The organism is Frateuria sp. YIM B11624 (assembly GCF_049727805.1).
In the GTDB taxonomy this organism is placed as follows: domain Bacteria; phylum Pseudomonadota; class Gammaproteobacteria; order Xanthomonadales; family Rhodanobacteraceae; genus Frateuria_A.
The window spans coordinates 1-18,682 of the sequence record NZ_JBCNYA010000031.1; the positions used below are offsets into that span (position 1 = coordinate 1).

Sequence of the window (18,682 nt, forward strand, 5' to 3'; positions counted from 1 at the left end):
TCTCATGCTGCCGTAGCGCCCGCCAATGGCGACTGAAGCCGACACATCTGCCGCGAGACCGTAGGGTGGGCTTCAGCCCACCGCACGCCGCAAGCCGACGGTGGGCTGAAGCCCACCCTACGCATTCACGCCCGGCGCCGCCTGCGCCGCCAGCGCAGCCACTGGCGCTCCAGCCGGATCAGCGCCCAGCGCGTGGGACGGCGCAGGAAGGGCAGGTCCTGGGCGAGCAGCAGCAGGCCCAGCGGCAGCATCCACAGGCCGAACAACGGCAGGAAGCTGAACAGGCCGCCCACGATCAGCAGCAGGCCCACCGGGATGCGCACCCAGCGCGACGACGGCGCACGCAGCCAGCGCAGCGGTTTCGCGATCCAGCGCGGCAGTCGGCGTTCGAAGCGGTCGAGGCGTCGGTTGAGGCGGTCGATGTCTCGGATCACCCGGTACTCCTTCGAAGCGGCCCGCCATTCGACTACGCGGCGAGGGGAAAGGCCAACGCGTGGGCGCCGGTGGTTCAGCGGCGGCTGCGCATCAGGCGGATCATCCAGCCCATGCCGGCCAGGCCCAGGCCCAGGCCGATACCCGCGCCCCACACGGCTCCATGCGCGCCGTCCACGGCGTAGCCGATGCCGAAGCCGAACAGGAAGAACAGCGGGACCGGAAGACAGCCCATGGGTCACGGAGATGGGGCCGGCCGGCAGCGGCTTCAACGGTGTGGCGGAATGCGGCCCGCTTCACGCCGGCACGGCCGCATGGTCGGAGTGCAGGCGGGCTTTGGTTAGTATCGGGCGACCTGGTTGGGGAGATGCCTCCATGAAGCGCCTGCTGATCGGATTGATCGTCGTCGTGCTGGCCCTGGTCGTACTCGCCGGCGCTGCTTTGCTGCTGGTGGACGTGAACCATTTCCGCCCGCAGATCCAGGCGTCGCTGGGCAAGGCGCTGGGGCGCGAGGTGAGCCTCGGGCAACTGCACCTGGCGCCTTTCTCCGGCTCGTTGAAGGCGGACGAGATCCGCATCGGCGACGATCCGGCGTTCGGCCGCCAGCCCTTCGTCAGCGCCCGTTCGCTGCAACTGGGCGTGCGGCTGTGGCCGCTGCTGATCGACCGCGAACTGCACGTCACCTCGCTGACGCTCGATGCGCCGGTGGTGCGCCTTTCGCAGGACCGCAAGGGCCGCTGGAACTTCGCCGGGCTCGGGGGCAGGCAGGCTACGCCGGCGCAGGGCGGTGGAACCGGTGTACCGTCCGGGCTCACCGTCGACCGGCTGCGCATCGACGACGGCCGTATCGAGCTGACGCGCATGGCCGGCGACCGCAAGGTGTACGACCACGTGCAGTTGAGCGCCGACCAGATCGGCATGCAGGCGGCGTTCCCGTTCGCGCTCAAGGCCGACATTGCCGGCGGCGGCACGCTGGCGCTGGACGGCAAACTCGGTCCCTGGCAAGCCGCCAACGCGGTGCTGACGCCGGTCGAGGCGCACCTGGCGATGCACGAGCTGGACCTGGTCGGCGCCGGCCTGATGGCGCGCGGCAGCGGCGTCGGCGGCGTGCTCGACCTGGACGCGCGCATCGTGTCGACCAAGGGCGTGCTGACCTCGAAGGGACGCATCGACGCGCGCAAGCTGCAACTGGTGGCGTCCGGCTCGCCGTCGCCGCAGCCGCTGCAGATCGACTACCAGGCCGGCTACCGGCTGGACGCCGGCACCGGCACGCTCAGCGGCACCGAACTGCACGCCGGCAAGGCGCGCCTGGCCATCGGCGGCAGCTTCGACAACCGCCCCGCGGTGATGCGGCTGGACCTGAAGGTGAAGGGTCAGCGGCAACCGGTCGACGACCTGCAGCCGCTGCTGCCGGTGTTCGGCGTGATCCTGCCGAAGGATTCGCGACTGGCCGGCGGTACCGCCAGCATGGACCTCACGGTGCGCGGGCCGCTCGATGCGCTGGTCATCCACGGCCCGGTCGCGCTCGACGGCACGCGGCTGGCCGGCTACAGCCTGGGCGCCAAGCTCGGCGGCGCGCTCGCGCTGGCCGGCATCAGCGCGCCGAAGGACACGGTGATCAGTCATGCCGATGCGACGCTGACCATCTCGCCCAAGGGCATCGACGCCGATCCGGCCAGGGCGCAGATCGCGCAATTGGGCAGCTTCACCGGCAAGGGCCGCATGGCCGCCGACGGCGCGCTCGATTTCCGCATGCTGGTCAAGCTCGACGAAGGCGTGACCGGCGCCGGCCAGGCGGGCAAGGGTCTGGCCGGGTTGCTGGGCGGCTCCAAGGCGGGCGGCGCGCTCGGCGGGCTGATCAAGGGCATGAGCACCAACGGCGTCGGGGTTCGCGTCGGCGGCACCGCCAGTGCGCCCAGCTTCAAGCTAGACCCGAGCGCGGCGGTCGGCCTGCTCCAGACGGGCGGGCGCGGCAGCGACGCCAAACCGGCCGAGCGCCAGCCGGCCGAAAGCAGCAAGGACGTGCTCAACAACCTGCTGCAGAACGCGCTCAAGCCCAAGCAGCCTTCCGGCCACTGAGCATGGACGAAAGCGCCGATTTCATCGTGGTCGGCGCCGGCCCGGCCGGCTGCGCGGTGGCGGCGCGGCTGGCCGATGCGCCGCAACGGCCGGCCGTATGCCTGGTCGAGACCGGGCCGGCCACGCCCTCGTGGCTGAGCCGCGTGCCGATGGGCATCGCCGCGCTGGTGCCTCGGCGCGGGCGCCACAATTACGCCTATCAGACCGAGCCGCAGGCGCAGTTGGGCGGCCGCCGCGGCTATGTGCCACGCGGCCGCGGCGTGGGCGGCAGCAGCCTGATCAACGCGATGATCTGCACCCGCGGACAGCCGCAGGACTACGACGGCTGGGCCGCACTCGGCTGCGAGGGCTGGGGCTGGCGCGACGTGCTGCCGGTGTTCCGCCGCATCGAGGACAACGTACGCGGCGCCGACGACTGGCACGGCGTCGGTGGCCCGCTGCCGGTCAGCGACCTGCGCTCGCCCAGCCCGCTCAGCCGCGCCTTCGTGGCGGCGGCGGTGCAGTGCGGCTATCCGCGCAACGACGACTTCAACGGCCCGCGCCAGGAGGGCGTGGGCCTGTACCAGGTGTTCCAGCGCGACGGCCGTCGCGTCGATGCCGGGAGTGCGTACCTGGGCGGCAGACTGCGGCCGAACCTGCGCGTGCTGGCCGGCGTCCCGGCCAGCCGCATCCTGTTCGAGGAAGGGCGCGCCAGCGGCGTGCTGGTGGGCGGACGGCGCCTGCAGGCGCGGCGCGAGGTGATCATCTGCGCCGGCGCGTTTGGTTCACCGCAGTTGCTGATGCTCTCGGGCATCGGCCCCGCGGCGCATCTGCGCGACATGGGCATCACGGTGGTGCGCGACGCGCGGGACGTGGGCGCCCACCTGCAGGATCACGTCGACTACACCGCCAACCTGCGCGTGCGCGCCAAGGGTTTGTTCGGCACCAACCCGGCCACGCTCGCGCGCCTCGCCGGCAGTGTCGGCGCGTACCGCCGGCACGGCGAAGGCATGCTCACCAGCAACGCAGCCGAGGCGGGCGGCTTCCTCCGCAGCGGGCCCCAGGTCGAGCGGCCTGACCTGCAACTGCATTTCTGCATCGGCATGGTGGACGACCACAACCGCCGCATGCACCTGGCTACCGGCCTGGCACTGCACGTCTGCGTGCTGCGTCCGGCCAGCCGCGGCCACGTGCGCCTGGGTGGCGCCGACGTGGCCGATGCACCGTCGATCGATCCCGGCTTCCTCACCGCACCACAGGACATGGACCTGCTGCTCGAGGGGGCACGCATCGTGCGCCGCATCCTCGCCGCCCCCGCGCTGGCGATCCATGGCGGACGGCCGCTGCACGGCAGCGGCGGGGAGGACGACGAAGGGCTGCGCGCGTTGATCCGGGCACATGCCGACACGATCTACCACCCGGTCGGCACCTGCCGCATGGGCGCGGATGCGCATGCCGTGGTCGACCCGCGCCTGCGCGTGCGTGGCGTGCAGGGGCTGCGCGTGGCCGACGCCTCGATCATGCCCACGCTGATCAGCGGCAACACCGAAGCCCCTTCGGCGATGATCGGCGAAAGGGCCGCCACCTTCGTGCTGGCCGACCACCCGTAGGGTGGGCTTCAGCCCACCGCCCGTGGGCTGGGCGCCATGCTTACAGGTGCACTCGTGCCGGTCGCGGGAAGCCGGCTATTTCGCGGTAATGGCCTGCGCCTGCTGCAGGTGGTCGTGGAGCATCGGCAGGCCGTCACGGGCGATCCCGCGCAGATCGGAATCATGCGCGTCTTTGGCCGCCTGCTCGTACAGCGGAATGATCTTCTGGTGTTCGGCGACCATCATGCCGGCGAAAGCCTGGTCCAGCGCCTTGCCCTGTAGCCGCTGAAGCTGCAGCTTGTCCCGAGTGACGTCTTCCGAGGGCGTGCCGTGGGCCTGGCCGTGCGCCTTCTTCGCGACCGAAAACTCGGTGAACTTGCGGTTCAGTGCCTCGTGGTCGTCGATGATGCGCTTGGCCAGCGCACGCACCGGCGCCAAGGCGGAACGGGATTGCGCGATCTTGGCCAGTTCGATCTGCATCGCGTTGTCGGCCGTGGCCTTGGCGACGAAGGCCTGCTCCTGCCGGTCCAGGGTGTGCGGCGTGTCCGCGGCCACGGCGGGTGGCGCCGGCGCCGCCCAGGCGAGCGCAAGGCCGAGCAGGGCGATGAAGGTCGGAACGGGGGACTTCATGGGCGGCTCCGGTCGATGCGATGGGCCGACGCTAGCCGCCGGGCCGGCAACGCGCGCTCTATAGCCCGTGAAGCCGGGGGTAACGGCGGCCCCGGCAGCCGGGCTTGTGCGGCGGCGGCGGGGCCGATACGGTCGCGCTTTCTCCCCCGGAGCCGCCACGTCCATGCAGATCCGCCAGGCCACGATCCACGACCTCGACGCGCTGGTGCCGCTGTTCGACGGCTACCGGCAGTTCTATGGCAAGCCGTCCGATCCCGAGGGCGCGCGCGCGTTCCTCGCGGCGCGCTTCGCGCACCACCAGTCGGTGATCCTGCTGGCATCGGACGGCCAGGGCGCGGGGCTGGGCTTCACCCAGCTCTATCCGTTGTTCTCCTCGGTGCGGATGGTGCGCACCTATCTGCTCAACGACATGTTCGTGTCGGCGCAGGCGCGGCGGCAGGGCGTGGCTTCGGCGCTGCTGCGCGAGGCGGCGGCGCATGCGCGCGCATTGGGGGCGGCGAGCCTGTCCCTTTCCACCGCGCTCGACAACGGGCCGGCGCAGGCGCTCTACGAATCGCTCGGCTGGCAGCGCGACCGGGAGTTCTGCGAGTACACGCTCACGCTGTAGCGGTCGGCGCAGGTGTGGTCGTGGTCGCACACTGGATCCGGTTGCGGCCGTCGCGCTTGGCCTCGAACAGTACTTCGTCGGCGGCGCGCAGCAGCTTCTCGCTGGCCAGCGAGGTGCCGGCCGGCATCACCGCCAGCCCGGCGCTGATGGTCACCACGCCATGCGCCGAGTTGATGTGCCGGATCTGCAGCGCCTCCACATGCTGGCGCAGGCGCTGCATCATCGCCTCGGCTTCGCGGGCCGGCAGGCCGCTCAGCAGGACCACGAATTCCTCGCCGCCGTAGCGCGCAGCCACCACGCCCGGCTGCTTGCCGGCCTCGGTGCGCAAGGTATGGCCGAGCAGCGACAGGCAATCGTCGCCGGCCAGGTGCCCGTAGGTGTCGTTGAAGGACTTGAAGTTGTCCACGTCGATCACGGCGATCGCAAAGGCCCGCTTCGCCCGCACGGCGTCCTGCCAGGCGCGCCGCAGCACCTGGCGGAAGCCGGCGCGGTTGAGCAGCCCGGTCAGCTCGTCGCGCACGCTCTTGTGGTGCAGGTCGCGGCGCAGTCCGCGCAGTTGTTCCTCCACCGCCTGGTGGTAGCCCAGCAGTACGGTGGTGCGCACGCCGTAGGCGGCGACCGCCAGGATCAGCGCGCCCATCGCCAGCGGGCGGTCGCGCCCGAGCTGGGCGAAGCCGAGCAGGCACAGCGCCAGGCTGAGCATCAGCGGGGCGATGCTGGCCGCCGCCTGGCGCACGCGCAGTGCCGGCTGGTAGCCGCCCAGCCACACGGTGTGCCGGCGGCTGAGCAGCAGGCCGAGCACGACGAAGGGCCATCCCAGCAGCCATTCGGGCAGCCAGGACTCGCTCGACAGGATGAAGCGGTTGTGGACCGCCGGTATCACCAGTTCGATGCAGGCGAAGGTGGCCAGCACGAAATGGAAGCGCCGCTCGTCCGCGCGCCGCGTGGCGATGAAGCGCAGGACCGCGAACAGCGCCACGAACAGGGCCATGCCGTCGAACAGCCACATCACGTAGCGGGCGGCCGCCTGCTGCGGATGGTCGGCGGTGAGCAGGCGATGCAGCATCAGATAGAACAGCAGCACGATGGCGCAGGCCAGCGCGCCGTCGATCGCGGTGGTCCAGCGGCGCATCGGCGTCAGCGGGTTGTACGCCGCCGCGGCGATCAGCCAGAAGCTGCCCAGGCAGAACCAGAAGGTCGGATCGAACGCCACCAGCGTGCCTTGGGGATGGTGCAGGGCATCCACCAGCAGCAGGCCGAAGGCGACACCTTGTGACAGCAGGGCGCCGAGCAACAGACCCCACAGCGGCGTGTTGTGGCTGATGCTCAGACGCAGCCGGCGCCAGCACAGCAGCACGGTGAGCGCGAGCATGGCCAGCACGAAGGCGTAGCTCCCCGCCAGGATCCAGTCCTCGCCAGCGAACAGCAGCACGCCTAGGTGGCCGAGCAGCAGCGGCGCGTAGATCTTCGGCGTCCAGCTCTGTACTTTCACGAGGGCCTCGGCACGGATCGCGGGGCGGCGCCCCGCATGGCCCCGGCGCATGCGGGGCTGGGCCGATTGTGGAAGCCGGCACCGGCAGGCACAACGCCGTCGCCGTTGCAGTGACGACTGCGTCGCGGTCGAAAGGATCGGCGGAGCGGCTATGCTGGCCGCTTTTGCGCGGCTCCCCACACGCCATGCTCTATCTCGCTTCCCAATCGCCCCGTCGCCGCGAGCTGTTGCGGCAGTTGGGTGTCGCCTACCAGGCTTTGGACGTGGACGTGCCCGAGCAGCGCGCCGAGGGCGAATCGCCGGAGGCCTACGTCAGCCGCGTTGCCCGCGACAAGGCGCGGGCGGGACTGGCCCTGCTGGCGGATGCCGCCGCTGCGGTGGTGCTGGGTTCGGACACCGAAGTGGTGCTGGATGGCGAGGTGTTCGGCAAGCCTGCCGATGCAGCACAGGCCGCGGCCATGCTGAGGCGACTATCGGGGCGAACCCATGCGGTGGTTTCTGCGGTGTGGGGGATGGATACGCGGCATGCCCGATCCGAGCTGTGCGTGTCGCAAGTGCGTTTCGCACCGCTGGACGAGGCGGCCATCGCCGCCTACGTCGCCACCGGCGAGCCGTTCGGCAAGGCCGGGGCGTATGCGATCCAGGGGCGTGGCGCGGCGCTGGTGGAGCATCTGGAGGGCAGCTACTCCGGGGTAATGGGCCTGCCGCTGTTCGAGACCGCGCGCTTGCTGCGTAACTTCGGCATCGTCGCGGGCTGACCGTCAGCCTCGCCTCGCCGCCTTACCGTCCGGGTTCGCCGGGTTGCACCACGAGGTATTCGCCGCGGCTGCCGGTACGGCGGGGATGGTTGCCGATCCGCACGCACAATGACGAACCGTCCGGACAGCGCACGATGGAGCCTGAGCGCACCGCACGGACCAGCTCGTCGCCCAGCGCAGCGCGATGCATGCTGCGCCAGGCCACCCAGCCGCTGCCGCCGGCCGCCAGCACTGCACCCGCCAGCAGCGCGAGCAGGCCCTTGTGGACTAGTGACCGCTGCGCCTGCGTGAGCAGCTTGCGTTGTTCGGCCAAGGCATCCGCCGCCCACTTGGCTGTCCTGGCACCTTCACGCAGTTGCGCGTCCAGCGGATCGAGCGCCTGGCGTGCCGCACCGGCGATGCTGTCGCGCGCCTGCGCGCCGAGGGCGTCGAGCACGGTACGCGCGAAGCCATCCGCGCCCTCGGTCCAGCGTTGCGCGCTGCGGTCGAGCGCCAGGGCGCTGGCGTCGATGCGCTGCAGCGCGCCGCGGCTGCGTGTGTCGAGCTGCTCGGCAATCACCGCCAGCTTGACCAGCAGTTGCTTCACGTCGTCGATGTTGCCGCCATCCATGCGTGCTCCTCGTCCTTGCCGATCAACGTTGCATGCCGGCCGGCGCCACCGGCTCGGGTGCCTGGCCCTGGTAGGCAAACGCAGGCTCGGGTGTCTGCATTGCCTGGCTGTACTGCTGGATCTCGCGCCACCAGTGACCGCCCTGCGGCGACTGCAGATAATCGCTTGCCACGGCGTCCATGGCGCGGTCGTCGCGCTTGAGGGCGGCCTGGTAGAGCCGTTCGACCATGGCGTCGACCGAGATGGCGTCGACTGAACCGGCCGCGGGAGCCCCGGATGCCGCCGTCCGTGTGATTCCAGTTTCCGTGGGCGGCAACTGCATGGCCGTTTCGCGCTGGTCGGTGGGGACCGGAGCGATCGAAACGCCCTGGAAATCGAACTGTCGGCTCAGCGCCTCGTCACGTGGCTCGGCGTTGTAGGGGTCGCCCACCACGCGGTAGCCATGGTGGTGGTGCTTCGGTGCCTCCAGCGTGTTGTAGCCGCCCGGCTGTAGCCGGTCGACCTTCTCCCACACGCGGTAGAGCAGCAGGCCTTCGGTCGACCGATGCACCACGTTGAGGCGTGGGTCGACCGGCTCGGGCGACTTTTCCAGGAACGGGCGATCGCTCAACGCATTGAGGTAGTCGACCATCAAGTTGCCGCTGCGGATGCTCAGACCGTTCAACAGGTAGCCGCCACCGACGTCCGAGTGCGCGCCCGGCACCAGCACGCCGAGGAAGCGGCCATCCGCCGTCAGGCCCGGATCGATGATGTGGTCGGACTTGAACAGGCCGCGGTGCTCGTCCTTCGAAAAGATCTGGAAGCCCGAGATGACCGACGGCGGCAGCCGCCGGTCGTAGTCGTTGACGGGCGCGCCGGTGCCCACGGGATCGAACAGGCCCACCGCCTGCGCCACCTTGCCTGGCGGGACCAATGGCGGCTTGGTGTACTCAACGTGGAGAATATTTCCGTGGGCGTCCCGCTTATAAACCGCGCCGGCCGGATTTTGGATGCCGCGCTCCTGCACCATTCTGGCGAAGCTGGCCTGCTCCTCGCCGCCGCGGCTGAAACCGATACCCACCAGCCTTATCTGTGCATCGGGATCTTCGCGCAGCCAATCGCGCGCTTTATGGATGAACATGTCATACATTTTCTCGACGCGGGCTTCGTGCGTGTAGCCGATTGCGCCGTCCAGAACACGGGTGATTCGATTGTCCTGAGTGCCCGGGCCGGGAAGATAGCCCTCGGCAATACGTACGTTACCCTTGGCTTCTAGTTCTTCGATCTGCTCATCGATGGCCGCTACGTTGGTGGAGTGCAGCGGGTCCTTGTACTTGTCGTTGCCAGTGCCATCGAAAGCTGCAACGTAAAGGCGTTCGTGCGAGTTGTCGCCATGTAGCAGAACCGGCGCCTCGAATTGCGAGAGCTGCGCACTGGCGTTCCGATATAGCTGCATGTCGCCCGTACTGGCGAGATAGGTGGAGACTCCATCGTTTGGAATCTCTCCAGTGATGCTCTTGTCGCCCATCCTTGGCTCCGGTTACTGTCGTCAGTACGTTTGTGTCCAGACCAAGATCAGGTCTTCCCGGGAGTCGCTGTACTTGTTGCCGGGAACCTGTTCCTTTTTCGTCGGAATGAAAGCCCTGGTAAATACGTTGATGGTGCGGTCGTTAACCTCGAGAAAGATGCTTGGGTCTGTGGCAGGGCCCGGACCAGGAAAGGCACCTTCGCGGATCTCGTCGTTCGACACGCTGTATCTGACCAGTTCGTCCTTGAAAATCGCGCCAATATCTACGTCGGCTTCGTGAGCAACTCCATCTAGCGACTTCCACCGCACGTGGGCAGGCGGAGGAAAATTCGCTATTCCTCCATAAGACGCGAATCCCCATTTGTCGCGGTAGTCCGCGGATGGTGGGGGAGGGCTGACTACATCGCCCGAGCGAAGCCGCGTGAAGTTGTTGTCCGCGTAGATCACCTCGCAGCCGATCGTGTTGTAGCAGTACGCGCGGAAGTCGTGCCGCTTGAACTTCAGTGGGAAGTGGTTCGGCGCCACCGGCTTTGTCGAGGTATCGGAAGGAAGGGCCATGGCGGAAAGACATCCTGTCAGTGCGAGGAGGAGCAGCAAGGCGCGGAGGGCGGGGCGGAGGTGTCGCGTCATCGGGCGTCCTGCTCGATCTGGAACGGAAGCCCGAATCTATGCCATGCCTTCGTAGGCCTGCAACGGACCGGTGCGCCAGGTTGCGACAGGTTTCGCTGATTGTCAGCGGGCGCCGGACGACGCCACGAACCAGACCGTCACCGCCAGCAGGTTGTTCACCCCGTGTGCGACCACCGCCGGCCACAGCGAGCCGGAACGCAACCGCAGCCAGGCCAGCGCGGCGGCGAGCAGCGCGAGGTTGGGCACGGCGTACCAGAGGAACCCGAGGTCGGGCAGGTGCACGCAGGCGAACAGCAGCGAGCTGACGACGATCGCTCCACCGACGCCCATGCGCCGCAGCAGCGCCGAGAGCAGCGCACCGCGGAACAGCAGTTCTTCCACCAGCGGCCCCACGCTGACCACCACCAGCGCCAGCGGCAGGCGCAGCGCCAGCGAGGCGGCGCCGCCGACCTGCTTGACGTCCTGGGTGACCTCGTGGCCGTGGGCGACCCAGCGGGTCAGCCAGCCGCCGGCGATCGGCAGCGCCAATCCCAGCAGCACCGCGGCCAGGTAGAACAGCGGATGGCCGGGACGAGTCAGCCCGAGGCCCGGCGGTGCGCCGTGCGACCAGGCGGCCGGCCACAGTCGCCGCACCAGCACGACGGTGACGCTGGCGGCCAGCAGCAGGGTGAGGATCACCATCAGCGCATTGACGTCCGGCTGCGCGAGCACCGCGCGGATGCGCGACGCCATGCCACCGACCGGCGTGCCGGCGACGCCGAGCGCGAAGCCCAGCCCCACGCCCACCAGGCCGCTGGCCAGGAACTGCAGCGCGAAGTACAGCGCGATCATGCCGAGCGCGCTGCCCAGGTGCGGCAGCCGCGCATCGTGCAGCGAGGGATGAAGGGGGCGGGAGGGCATCGGCCGGAAACGAACCTGCGTAAAGGGCTGCTGCGCGACCCGTGGGACCACGCTAGCCGCGTGGCCGGGCCCGGCGCAATCCCCGGAAGTCACTCAGCCGGCGAACATCGCACGGCCGAGGCCGACCAGCGCCATCAGCAGCGTGGCCATCCAGGCGAGCATGCCGACCAGGAAGCCGCCGCCGCGCCTGGCCGCTTCCTGCAGGTAGGCGAGCGCGTACCAGGTGCGTCCGGCCAGCCACGCCAGCCCGGCGACGCCGGCGCAGAACGCGAAGCCGTAGCGGGCCGCGACCCACAGCGTGGGCAGGAACAGCAGCGCCGCCTCGAGCGTGTTCATCTGCACCCGGAAGGCGCGCTCGAAGGCAGGATGGCCGTGGGTCGCCGGCGCCTTGATCTTGTAGAGCCCGCGCGCGCGGCCGACCGCAAAGGCGGTGCCGAACATCAGCAGGACGGTGAGCAGGGTGACCAGCGCGGGCAGGTGTTCTTTCATGGGCAACGGGGATTTGAACGGTGGCCTACTGTAGCGGCAACGTGCACGCACGGGAGACGCCGCAACGGGTAAGGTGATTCGACCGCGCTGCGGCGCATGCGAGGTCGAAGGCATGGACTGGCAAAAGGGCGAGCGCAGCCGCAACGTGGAAATCGACAGCGGCCGCGGTGGCGGCGGCGGATTCGGCTTCGGCGGCGGCCGTGGGCTGGGCATCGGCGGCCTGATCGTGCTGGCGATCCTGGGCTGGGTGTTCTTCAAGGACCCGACCGCGCTGCTGGACCAGGGCGGGCCGGTCGGCCAGTCCGCGCCGGCCAGCCAGCCGGCGCAGGTCGATCCGCAGCAGCGGGACTTCGTCAGCGCGATCCTCGGTTCCACCGAGAAGACCTGGGGCGACATCTTCGCCGCCAACGGGCGCCAGTACGTCGATCCGAAGCTCGACCTGTTCAGCGGCGGCGTGCGCACGGCCTGCGGCCTGGCCTCGACCGCGGTAGGGCCGTTCTACTGTCCGGGTGACCAGAAGGTCTACCTCGACCTTTCATTCTTCCAGGAGCTGCAGGATCGCTTCGGTGCCGCCGGCGATTTCGCGCGAGCCTACGTGATCGCGCACGAGGTCGGCCATCACGTGCAGGAGCAACTGGGCATCTTCGACAAGGTGCAGCAGGCGCGCGAACAGGGTGCGCCGATGGAGGGCGCCAACGGCCTGTCGGTGCGGCAGGAGCTGCAGGCCGACTGCTTCGCCGGCGTGTGGGCCAACCGCAGTGAGCAGCGCCTGCATTGGCTTGAGGCCGGCGACGTCGAGGAGGCGCTCAATGCCGCCAGCCGGATCGGCGACGACACGCTGCAGCGCGAGTCGCGGGGTACGGTGGTGCCCGATTCGTTCACCCACGGCACCTCGGCGCAGCGGGTGAAGTGGTTCAAGGCGGGACTCGAGAGCGGGCAGGTGTCCAGCTGCAATACGTTCTCAGGGGACATCTGAGGCTCGTGGCGGGCCAGACCTGCGGCGCGCCCTCGGGATGACCCGAGCCGGGAAGCCGGCGTGAGAGCGGTTCGTCCGGGGCGCAGCCGAGAGGGCGCCGGCGCGCCAAGCCCCAACCCTCCCTAAACGCCTGCGACCAAAGGCTTTTCGCGCCCGTGTCGGGCATCTTCCGCCGGACTTCGCCGCGCTCTAGAATCCGCGCGCTGCGTGCCTCGGGGTGCGCCCTGTGTACTCCCATGGTCCATCCCTGCCTGAGCTGTGGCGCTTGCTGCGCCTTCTTCCGCATCGCCTTCCACTGGTCCGAAACCGATCCCTTCCTGGGCGGCACGGTGCCGACCGAGCTCACGGAAAAGCTCGATCCGCACCGCGTGGTGATGCGCGGCACGCAGTCGAAGCAGCCGCGTTGCGTGGCGCTCAAGGGCACCATCGGCGAGGCCGCCTACTGCGGCATCCACCCGATCAAGCCTTCGGTCTGCCGCGAGGTCGAGCCGTCGTGGGAATTCGGCCGGCACAGCCCGCAGTGCGACAAGGGCCGCATCGCGCACGGCCTGCGCCCGCTGACGCCGGAAGACTGGCTCGATCCGTCGGGCGACAACGCGCCGCCGCTGCCGCAGAGCGCCTGAGCCGGCTCAGCGCAGGGGCACGCCCGCGCGGAACTCGCGCACGAACCGCTGCAGCTCCTGTTCCTCGACGTCCGAGACGGCGACGTAGCGCATGCCGTCGCCGGACCATTCGATCGCCGTGTAACCCTGTTCCTGGACCTGCCGCGAGCCCGATCCGGCGCCCCCGTCCGGCCACTGGAACAGGTTGATCACGTGCAGGTGCCGCCGGTACACCAGCGCCGCCACGGTACGTCCGCCCACCACGTCCAGGCGGCCGCCGGCGAGCGGGTAGCCCTGGCCGGCCAGGTCCTTCACCTGCGGCGAGAAATCCAGCCGGCCTTCGAACCACGGCTTGACCGTGTGCCGGTCGGTCGACACCACGTCCATCAGGTGCTGCGGCTGCAGCGAGCGCAGGTGACCGGAGATCGCCTGCGCGATCACCGCATGGTCGGCCGCGCCGGGTGCGCGCAGGCCGCCGATCCAGGCCGGACTGGTGAGCAGCAGCGCGCCGGCGAAGCCGGCCGCCAGCGCCAGGGCGATCGGCCCCCGGCGCGGCCGTGCGGTGGCCGGCGCCGACGGTTGCGCGGCGAGCCAGCGTTCGCGCAACGCCTCGGGCGCGGGCCGGTACAGGTCCGGCTGCGCCAGCGCCTCGCGCAGGCGGGCGTGGCCTTCGTAGCGGGCGGTGCACGCCGCGCAGCCGGCAAGGTGCGCGAGCACCGCCGCGCTCTGCGCCGCGTCCAGTTCGTCGTCCAGGTAGGCATGCAGCAGCAGCCGGGTCTCATCGCACGTCATGGCGGCCTGCCTCCTGGGTCGGATGGGACAGTTCGGCCCGCAGCCGTTCGCGCGCCCGCGCCAGCCGCGACATCACCGTGCCGATCTTCTGGCCGGTGACGGTGGCGATCTCCTTGTACGAGCACTCCTCCAGCTCGCGCAGCACGACCACCTCGCGCAGCGGCGGCGGCAGGCGTTCGAGCGCCTGCTGCAGCGAGCCGATGTCCACCGCGAGCAGGGTGAGCGCCTCGGGCGAAGGGCAGTCGTCGGGCAAGGCCAGGGCCTCGTCGTCCAGGCTCTCGTGCCGGTCGTCGGGCGCGTGCCGGGCATGCAGCGTGTAGCAGGTGTTGCGCACGATCGCGAGCAGCCACACGCGGGCGTCGCCGCCGCGGAAGCTGCCGAAGTAGCGCAGCGCGCGCAGCAGCGATTCCTGCACCACGTCCTGCGCGTCCGCCTCGTTGCGCACCAGCCAGCGGGCCAGGTTGTAGGCGGCATCCAGCCACGGCAGCACCACGGTCTGGAAGCGCGCCGTGGTGGCGGCGTCCGGGGACGGCGGGGCGAAGGGATTGGCGGGCATAAGGGAGGTACCTCGCTCGCGGCGACTTTATTCCCGACGCGCGACGGCCGGAATAGGCCACGACGGTGCGCGGTAATGCAGGAAGGGAGCGCACCGGCAAGGCGCGCCTCCTGCGCTGGCCGTCCGGCCATGCGCACCGCCTGGAGCGACCGACATGAACGATCTTCCCGACGACGTCCCGACCGACCGTCGCCATTTCCTCAAATGCATGGCCTGGGCCGGCAGCGGCACCCTTTTCCTGATGAAGGGAGGCGTGCTGCAGGCGCGCACGCTGGACCGCGGCGCGGCGGCGGACCCGGACGCCAGCTTCGGCTTCGTGCAGGTCAGCGATTCGCACATCGGCTTCCACAAGGCGCCGAACATGGACGTGGTCGGCAGCCTGCGCGCTTCGCTGGCGCTGGTCGACGCGCAGCCGCGGCGGCCGGACTTCCTCATCCATACCGGCGACCTCACACACCTGTCCCGCCCGGAGGAGTTCGAGACGCTGGCCGGCGTGATGGGCGAGGGCCGCGCGCGCCAGGTGTTCTACGTGCCCGGCGAGCACGACGTGATCGGCGACAACGGTGCGGAGTTCTTCCGCTGCTTCGGGCAGCGCCAGCAGCCGGGCGGCTGGTACAGCTTCGACCATCACGGCGTGCACTTCGTCGGCCTGGTCAACGTGCTGAACCTCAAGGCCGGCGGGCTGGGCTTTCTCGGCCCGGACCAGCTGGCCTGGCTGAAGAAGGACCTGGCACCGCTGTCGGCGGAGACGCCGGTGGTGGTGTTCGCGCACATGCCGCTGTGGCCGCTGTATCCGCAATGGGGCTGGGGCACCGACGACAGCGCGCAGGCGATGGGTTACCTGCGGCGGTTCGGCTCGGTGAGCGTGCTGAACGGGCACATCCACCAGATCCAGCAGAAAGTCGAGGGCACCATCACCTTCCACACCGCGCGCTCCACGGCCTACCCGCAGCCGCCGCCGGGCGTCGGTCCCGGGCCGGGGCCGCTGAAGGACGTGCCGCCGGGCCGGCTGCACAGCTACATCGGCGTGCGCGAGGTGCGGCACGTGCGCGGTCGCCAGGCGCTGGCGATCACCGAGGAGGCGCTGCCTTGAGCGGTCGGTGGCGATGGCTCGGGGCGCTGGCGATGGCCGCGTCCGCGTCGGCTTTCCCGCCGGCGCACGCCGCCGGAACGGCCACGGCGGCGAAGGTGGAAATACGCAACTTCGCGTTCTCGCCGAAGGTGCTCAACGTGCGTGCCGGCACGCGCGTGGCGTGGACCAACCTTGACGAGGAGCCGCACACGGTGACCAGCGCCGGCGGGCAGTTCCAATCCTCCGCGGCGCTGGATACCGGGGATGGCTACGCGGTGACCTTCAGCAAGCCGGGCACCTACACCTACTACTGCGCGATCCATCCGATGATGGTCGGCACCGTGGTGGTCAAGTAGCCGACAGAGCCCGGGTTCATCCGAACCGGTAGATGTCCATGGCGAGGATGCCGTGGTCGATGCCGGCGTCGATGCGCCGCGCCGTCGGCTGCGTGCCGGCGGCGCCGAGCGCCACGAAAAGCGGCAGCAGGTGTTCATCGGTCGGATGCGCGCGCTGGGCGAACGGCGCCTGGCGGCGATAGTCGAGCAGCGCATCGATGTCGCCGGCGGCGAGGCGTTCCTCCACCCAGGCGATGAACGGACGCACGTACGGCGCCTCGCGCTCGGCGCCGTAGCCCATGCGCAGATCGCCCAGGTTGTGGGTGATGCTGCCCGAGCCGATTACCAGCACGCCTTCGTCGCGCAGCGGCGCCAATGCGCGGCCGACCGCCAGGTGATGGGCCGGGTCGCGGTTGGGCTGGATCGAGAGCGGCACCACCGGGATGTCGGCATCCGGATAGAGCAGGCGCAGCGGCACCCAGGCGCCATGGTCCAGGCCTTGCGAAGGATCGGCTGTGGCCTGCAGGCCGGACTGGGCCAGCAACCGCAGGACTTGCTCGGCGAGTGCCGGCGCGCCAGGGGCGCGATAGCGGATCTCGTACAGCGGTGCGGGGAAACCGAAGAAGTCGTGCACGGTTTCCGGCTGCGCGGAGGCGCCCACTTCCGGCTGCGGGGTGAGCCAGTGAGCGGTGGCGATGACGATGGCCCGCGGTCGCGGCAGTCCGGCGGCCAGCTCGGCCAGGCGCTCGCGCACGGGGCCCGGCTGCAGCGCCGTCATCGGGGAGCCGTGGGAGATGTAGAGGGTGGGCAGGGTAGGCATGACGGTCATCCGGCGCTGGGTGGGCGCACACCTTCCCTATGTGTGGGTGCCCTGGCGGAAAGCCATCCCTTACCGTGGCGCCAGCGCCCGTCCCAGCCCCAGCCGCAGCGGATCGAGCAGGCGGCCGTAGCGCTCGGCGCGCGCCGTATCGCGGCTGAGCGGCTGGCGCACCTGCGCCGCGCTGGGCGTGCGGATCGCGCGCTCGGCGCGGTGGAAGTCCAGGCAGGCAGGGTCGAACGGCAGGCCGCAGAAGGCGAGCAGGGCGCGGATCTCGGCCTCGGGATCGGCCAGCAGCGCCTCGTAGGGTTGCCTGCGGATGCGTGCGGGCGCGGCCGTCTGCCACCGGTCCATCGCCGCTTCGTAGTCGCGCACGTAGGCGGCGATGTCGGTCAGCGTGCAGGCGAAATGCGGCAACCGGTAGAACTGCTGCTTGAAGCACGACCAGCCCGCCTCCAGCGCGTCGCGGCGCACGTCGACGATGCGTGCGCCCGGCAGCATGGCGCCCAGCACGCCGGCATAGAGCCAGTTCTCCGGCAGCTTGTCGGTGAAGCGCGGGCGCTGCCGGCGCCAGCGCGCGGTGCGCTCGAGGTAGCGCCGGCCCAGGCGCTGCCAGTCCTGCGCGCCGGTGCTGGGAACCCACTGCGGGAACGGCTGGCCGCGGCGGGCCGACTCCTCCACCAGCACCTCGCCCAGGTCCGGCAGTTCGCTGGCGCCCTCGACCTGCGGATGCGCGGCGAGGATCTGCTCGAACAGGGTGGAACCGGAGCGCGGCAGGCCGACGATGAAGATCGCCTCCTCGCCCAGCGCGGGATCCGGAGGAGGCGGCAGCTTGGCCCCGGCAGCGACGACGGATTCGACGAAGCCGTGGAAGCCGCCGGCGTGCCAGGGCGCCAGCCGGCGCTGGCGTGCGTTGGCGTCGCTCAGTGCGGCGAAGGCCTCCTCGTAGCGGCCCTGGTCCTCGCTGGCCTTGCCCAGCGCGAAGCCCATGGCGATGCGGTCGGGTTCGGCCACGTCGGTACGTTTCAGCTGGGTGGAGAGCTGTGCGCGATCGGCCTCGGAAAGCGGCCGCGTCTTCATGTTGGCCAGCCCGCGCCAGGCGTCGCCGCAGGCCGGGTGCAGCGCAAGCGCGGCGCGATAGCGGCGGTCGGCCTCGTCGAAGCGGCCCAGGTGCACCAGTGAGTCGCCGAGCAGCACCTGCGCGGGCAGCAACGCCGGTTCCAGCGTGCAGGCGCGTTCGAGCGCCTCCACCGCCGATTCGGTGAAGCCGAGCACCTGCAGGTTGCGGCCGAGGTTGAACCAGCCCATGGGATAGTCCGGCGCCAGCGCGCAGGCGCGCCGCCAGTACGCCAGCGCGGTCTCCACGTCGCCGGCCGCCTGCTCGGCGTTGCCCAGGTCGGTGAGCGCCAGCGGATCGTCCGGCCAGTGCTGCAGGGCCTGGGCCAGCGCCTCGCGCGCGGCGTCGTATTGCCGGCCGCGGGTGTGCAGGATGCCGAGCATGCGCAGGACCTCGGGGTGCTCCGGCGCCTGCGCCAGCATGGCGCCGAGCGCTTGCTCCGCGGGCGCCAGCGCGCCGTCGCGGATCGACCTGGCCGCGGCCTCGAGTACTTGGATCTGTGTCGGTGCCAGGCCGGCGGTGCGCGTGGCCAGGTCGGTCGGGTGCTCGGGGCGGGGCCAGGACACGGGCATGGGCGATCTCGCCGGGTGGAAACCAAGGATGGTAAGGCTTCTGCGCGGGCCGCCGCGCCGGGAGCAGGTCACGCAGGCTGGAGCAAGTCTGCTAGCGTGTGTGCTTCGCCCGCGCCGCGCGGGCCTGGAATCCAAGCCCGT

General features: G+C 70.3%; 21 protein-coding genes. 8 read left to right on the top strand and 13 right to left on the bottom strand.

Annotated features, from left to right (window positions below; all coding sequences use genetic code 11):
• Positions 1-125: 125 nt before the first annotated feature.
• Both AAIL17_RS14635 and AAIL17_RS14640 read right to left on the bottom strand, forming a co-directional pair.
• Entirely contained in the window at positions 126-434 is a 309-nt protein-coding gene (locus AAIL17_RS14635; protein WP_424683592.1) for a hypothetical protein, read from the bottom strand.
• A 74-nt stretch (positions 435-508) separates the two neighbouring features.
• On the bottom strand, positions 509-667 hold the full coding sequence (locus AAIL17_RS14640) for a hypothetical protein (protein ID WP_424683593.1): 159 nt from the start codon (positions 665-667) through the stop codon (positions 509-511).
• A gap of 140 nt (positions 668-807) precedes the next feature.
• On the opposite strand from AAIL17_RS14640, the gene AAIL17_RS14645 reads away from it, so the two are divergent.
• Both AAIL17_RS14645 and AAIL17_RS14650 read left to right on the top strand, forming a co-directional pair.
• Positions 808-2,511, top strand: a complete 1,704-nt coding sequence (locus AAIL17_RS14645; RefSeq protein WP_424683594.1) for an AsmA family protein — start codon at positions 808-810, stop codon at positions 2,509-2,511.
• A 2-nt stretch (positions 2,512-2,513) separates the two neighbouring features.
• Complete coding sequence (locus AAIL17_RS14650; protein ID WP_424683595.1) at positions 2,514-4,100, top strand: GMC family oxidoreductase; 1,587 nt, start codon at positions 2,514-2,516, stop codon at positions 4,098-4,100.
• A gap of 75 nt (positions 4,101-4,175) precedes the next feature.
• On the opposite strand, the gene AAIL17_RS14655 is transcribed toward AAIL17_RS14650, so the two are convergent.
• Positions 4,176-4,709: a DUF4142 domain-containing protein gene (locus AAIL17_RS14655; RefSeq protein WP_424683596.1), complete on the bottom strand. Its 534-nt coding sequence runs from the start codon at positions 4,707-4,709 to the stop codon at positions 4,176-4,178.
• A 163-nt stretch (positions 4,710-4,872) separates the two neighbouring features.
• Here AAIL17_RS14655 and AAIL17_RS14660 point away from each other — a divergent pair, with 163 nt between their 5' ends.
• Positions 4,873-5,316 carry an N-acetyltransferase family protein gene (locus tag AAIL17_RS14660; RefSeq protein ID WP_424683597.1) on the top strand — a complete coding sequence of 148 codons (444 nt, stop codon included), beginning with the start codon at positions 4,873-4,875 and terminating at the stop codon, positions 5,314-5,316.
• Here AAIL17_RS14660 and AAIL17_RS14665 read toward each other — a convergent pair.
• Positions 5,306-6,808, bottom strand: coding sequence for a diguanylate cyclase (locus AAIL17_RS14665; RefSeq protein ID WP_424683598.1), 1,503 nt, complete (start codon positions 6,806-6,808; stop codon positions 5,306-5,308). The two genes, AAIL17_RS14660 and AAIL17_RS14665, sit on opposite strands and share 11 nt — an antisense overlap.
• Positions 6,809-6,993: 185 nt before the next feature.
• Between AAIL17_RS14665 and AAIL17_RS14670 the strand changes: the two genes are divergently transcribed.
• The gene (locus AAIL17_RS14670) at positions 6,994-7,566 is read left to right on the top strand and encodes a Maf family protein (RefSeq protein WP_424683599.1); all 573 of its coding nucleotides are present in this window, start codon (positions 6,994-6,996) and stop codon (positions 7,564-7,566) included.
• A 22-nt stretch (positions 7,567-7,588) separates the two neighbouring features.
• Here the strand turns inward: AAIL17_RS14670 and AAIL17_RS14675 are convergent, their stop codons facing one another.
• From AAIL17_RS14675 to AAIL17_RS14695, 5 genes are all read right to left on the bottom strand, one after another.
• Positions 7,589-8,176: a hypothetical protein gene (locus AAIL17_RS14675; RefSeq protein ID WP_424683600.1), complete on the bottom strand. Its 588-nt coding sequence runs from the start codon at positions 8,174-8,176 to the stop codon at positions 7,589-7,591.
• Between the two features lie 22 nt (positions 8,177-8,198).
• Complete coding sequence (locus AAIL17_RS14680; RefSeq protein WP_424683601.1) at positions 8,199-9,683, bottom strand: phospholipase effector Tle1 domain-containing protein; 1,485 nt, start codon at positions 9,681-9,683, stop codon at positions 8,199-8,201.
• A gap of 21 nt (positions 9,684-9,704) precedes the next feature.
• Entirely contained in the window at positions 9,705-10,313 is a 609-nt protein-coding gene (locus AAIL17_RS14685) for a hypothetical protein (protein ID WP_424683602.1), read from the bottom strand.
• Between the two features lie 102 nt (positions 10,314-10,415).
• Positions 10,416-11,213, bottom strand: coding sequence for a lysostaphin resistance A-like protein (locus AAIL17_RS14690; RefSeq protein ID WP_424683603.1), 798 nt, complete (start codon positions 11,211-11,213; stop codon positions 10,416-10,418).
• 93 nt (positions 11,214-11,306) lie between these two features.
• Positions 11,307-11,702: an MAPEG family protein gene (locus AAIL17_RS14695; RefSeq protein WP_424683604.1), complete on the bottom strand. Its 396-nt coding sequence runs from the start codon at positions 11,700-11,702 to the stop codon at positions 11,307-11,309.
• Between the two features lie 112 nt (positions 11,703-11,814).
• On the opposite strand from AAIL17_RS14695, the gene ypfJ reads away from it, so the two are divergent.
• Both ypfJ and AAIL17_RS14705 read left to right on the top strand, forming a co-directional pair.
• A complete protein-coding gene (gene ypfJ, locus AAIL17_RS14700) occupies positions 11,815-12,678 on the top strand; it encodes a KPN_02809 family neutral zinc metallopeptidase (protein ID WP_424683605.1) in 864 nt (287 codons plus the stop codon).
• A gap of 236 nt (positions 12,679-12,914) precedes the next feature.
• Complete coding sequence (locus AAIL17_RS14705; protein WP_424683606.1) at positions 12,915-13,301, top strand: YkgJ family cysteine cluster protein; 387 nt, start codon at positions 12,915-12,917, stop codon at positions 13,299-13,301.
• Between the two features lie 6 nt (positions 13,302-13,307).
• On the opposite strand, the gene AAIL17_RS14710 is transcribed toward AAIL17_RS14705, so the two are convergent.
• Both AAIL17_RS14710 and AAIL17_RS14715 read right to left on the bottom strand, forming a co-directional pair.
• A complete protein-coding gene (locus AAIL17_RS14710) occupies positions 13,308-14,072 on the bottom strand; it encodes an anti-sigma factor family protein (RefSeq protein ID WP_424683607.1) in 765 nt (254 codons plus the stop codon).
• A complete protein-coding gene (locus tag AAIL17_RS14715) occupies positions 14,059-14,628 on the bottom strand; it encodes a sigma-70 family RNA polymerase sigma factor (protein ID WP_424683608.1) in 570 nt (189 codons plus the stop codon). Before AAIL17_RS14715 ends, AAIL17_RS14710 begins: the two co-directional genes overlap by 14 nt.
• 154 nt (positions 14,629-14,782) lie before the next feature.
• Here AAIL17_RS14715 and AAIL17_RS14720 point away from each other — a divergent pair, with 154 nt between their 5' ends.
• Positions 14,783-15,721: a metallophosphoesterase family protein gene (locus AAIL17_RS14720; protein ID WP_424683609.1), complete on the top strand. Its 939-nt coding sequence runs from the start codon at positions 14,783-14,785 to the stop codon at positions 15,719-15,721.
• Positions 15,718-16,056 carry a cupredoxin domain-containing protein gene (locus AAIL17_RS14725; RefSeq protein WP_424683610.1) on the top strand — a complete coding sequence of 113 codons (339 nt, stop codon included), beginning with the start codon at positions 15,718-15,720 and terminating at the stop codon, positions 16,054-16,056. The genes AAIL17_RS14720 and AAIL17_RS14725 overlap by 4 nt, the downstream gene beginning before the upstream one ends.
• Before the next feature lie 16 nt (positions 16,057-16,072).
• Here AAIL17_RS14725 and AAIL17_RS14730 read toward each other — a convergent pair whose 3' ends face one another.
• Both AAIL17_RS14730 and AAIL17_RS14735 read right to left on the bottom strand, forming a co-directional pair.
• Positions 16,073-16,855, bottom strand: coding sequence for a dioxygenase (locus AAIL17_RS14730; RefSeq protein ID WP_424683611.1), 783 nt, complete (start codon positions 16,853-16,855; stop codon positions 16,073-16,075).
• Between the two features lie 69 nt (positions 16,856-16,924).
• Complete coding sequence (locus AAIL17_RS14735; RefSeq protein WP_424683612.1) at positions 16,925-18,541, bottom strand: sulfotransferase; 1,617 nt, start codon at positions 18,539-18,541, stop codon at positions 16,925-16,927.
• Between the last annotated feature and the right edge of the window lie 141 nt (positions 18,542-18,682).

Bases quoted from the DNA above. Each gene is read 5' to 3' on its own strand.
- AAIL17_RS14640 (WP_424683593.1), bottom strand. From the start codon at position 667: ATGGGCTGTCTTCCGGTCCCGCTGTTCTTCCTGTTCGGCTTCGGCATC.
- AAIL17_RS14645 (WP_424683594.1), top strand. From the start codon at position 808: ATGAAGCGCCTGCTGATCGGATTGATCGTCGTCGTGCTGGCCCTGGTC.
- AAIL17_RS14650 (WP_424683595.1), top strand. From the start codon at position 2,514: ATGGACGAAAGCGCCGATTTCATCGTGGTCGGCGCCGGCCCGGCCGGC.
- AAIL17_RS14655 (WP_424683596.1), bottom strand. From the start codon at position 4,709: ATGAAGTCCCCCGTTCCGACCTTCATCGCCCTGCTCGGCCTTGCGCTC.
- AAIL17_RS14660 (WP_424683597.1), top strand. From the start codon at position 4,873: ATGCAGATCCGCCAGGCCACGATCCACGACCTCGACGCGCTGGTGCCG.
- AAIL17_RS14670 (WP_424683599.1), top strand. From the start codon at position 6,994: ATGCTCTATCTCGCTTCCCAATCGCCCCGTCGCCGCGAGCTGTTGCGG.
- AAIL17_RS14675 (WP_424683600.1), bottom strand. From the start codon at position 8,176: ATGGATGGCGGCAACATCGACGACGTGAAGCAACTGCTGGTCAAGCTG.
- AAIL17_RS14680 (WP_424683601.1), bottom strand. From the start codon at position 9,683: ATGGGCGACAAGAGCATCACTGGAGAGATTCCAAACGATGGAGTCTCC.
- AAIL17_RS14685 (WP_424683602.1), bottom strand. From the start codon at position 10,313: ATGACGCGACACCTCCGCCCCGCCCTCCGCGCCTTGCTGCTCCTCCTC.
- AAIL17_RS14690 (WP_424683603.1), bottom strand. From the start codon at position 11,213: ATGCCCTCCCGCCCCCTTCATCCCTCGCTGCACGATGCGCGGCTGCCG.
- AAIL17_RS14695 (WP_424683604.1), bottom strand. From the start codon at position 11,702: ATGAAAGAACACCTGCCCGCGCTGGTCACCCTGCTCACCGTCCTGCTG.
- ypfJ (WP_424683605.1), top strand. From the start codon at position 11,815: ATGGACTGGCAAAAGGGCGAGCGCAGCCGCAACGTGGAAATCGACAGC.
- AAIL17_RS14705 (WP_424683606.1), top strand. From the start codon at position 12,915: ATGGTCCATCCCTGCCTGAGCTGTGGCGCTTGCTGCGCCTTCTTCCGC.
- AAIL17_RS14710 (WP_424683607.1), bottom strand. From the start codon at position 14,072: ATGACGTGCGATGAGACCCGGCTGCTGCTGCATGCCTACCTGGACGAC.
- AAIL17_RS14715 (WP_424683608.1), bottom strand. From the start codon at position 14,628: ATGCCCGCCAATCCCTTCGCCCCGCCGTCCCCGGACGCCGCCACCACG.
- AAIL17_RS14720 (WP_424683609.1), top strand. From the start codon at position 14,783: ATGAACGATCTTCCCGACGACGTCCCGACCGACCGTCGCCATTTCCTC.
- AAIL17_RS14730 (WP_424683611.1), bottom strand. From the start codon at position 16,855: ATGCCTACCCTGCCCACCCTCTACATCTCCCACGGCTCCCCGATGACG.
- AAIL17_RS14735 (WP_424683612.1), bottom strand. From the start codon at position 18,541: ATGCCCGTGTCCTGGCCCCGCCCCGAGCACCCGACCGACCTGGCCACG.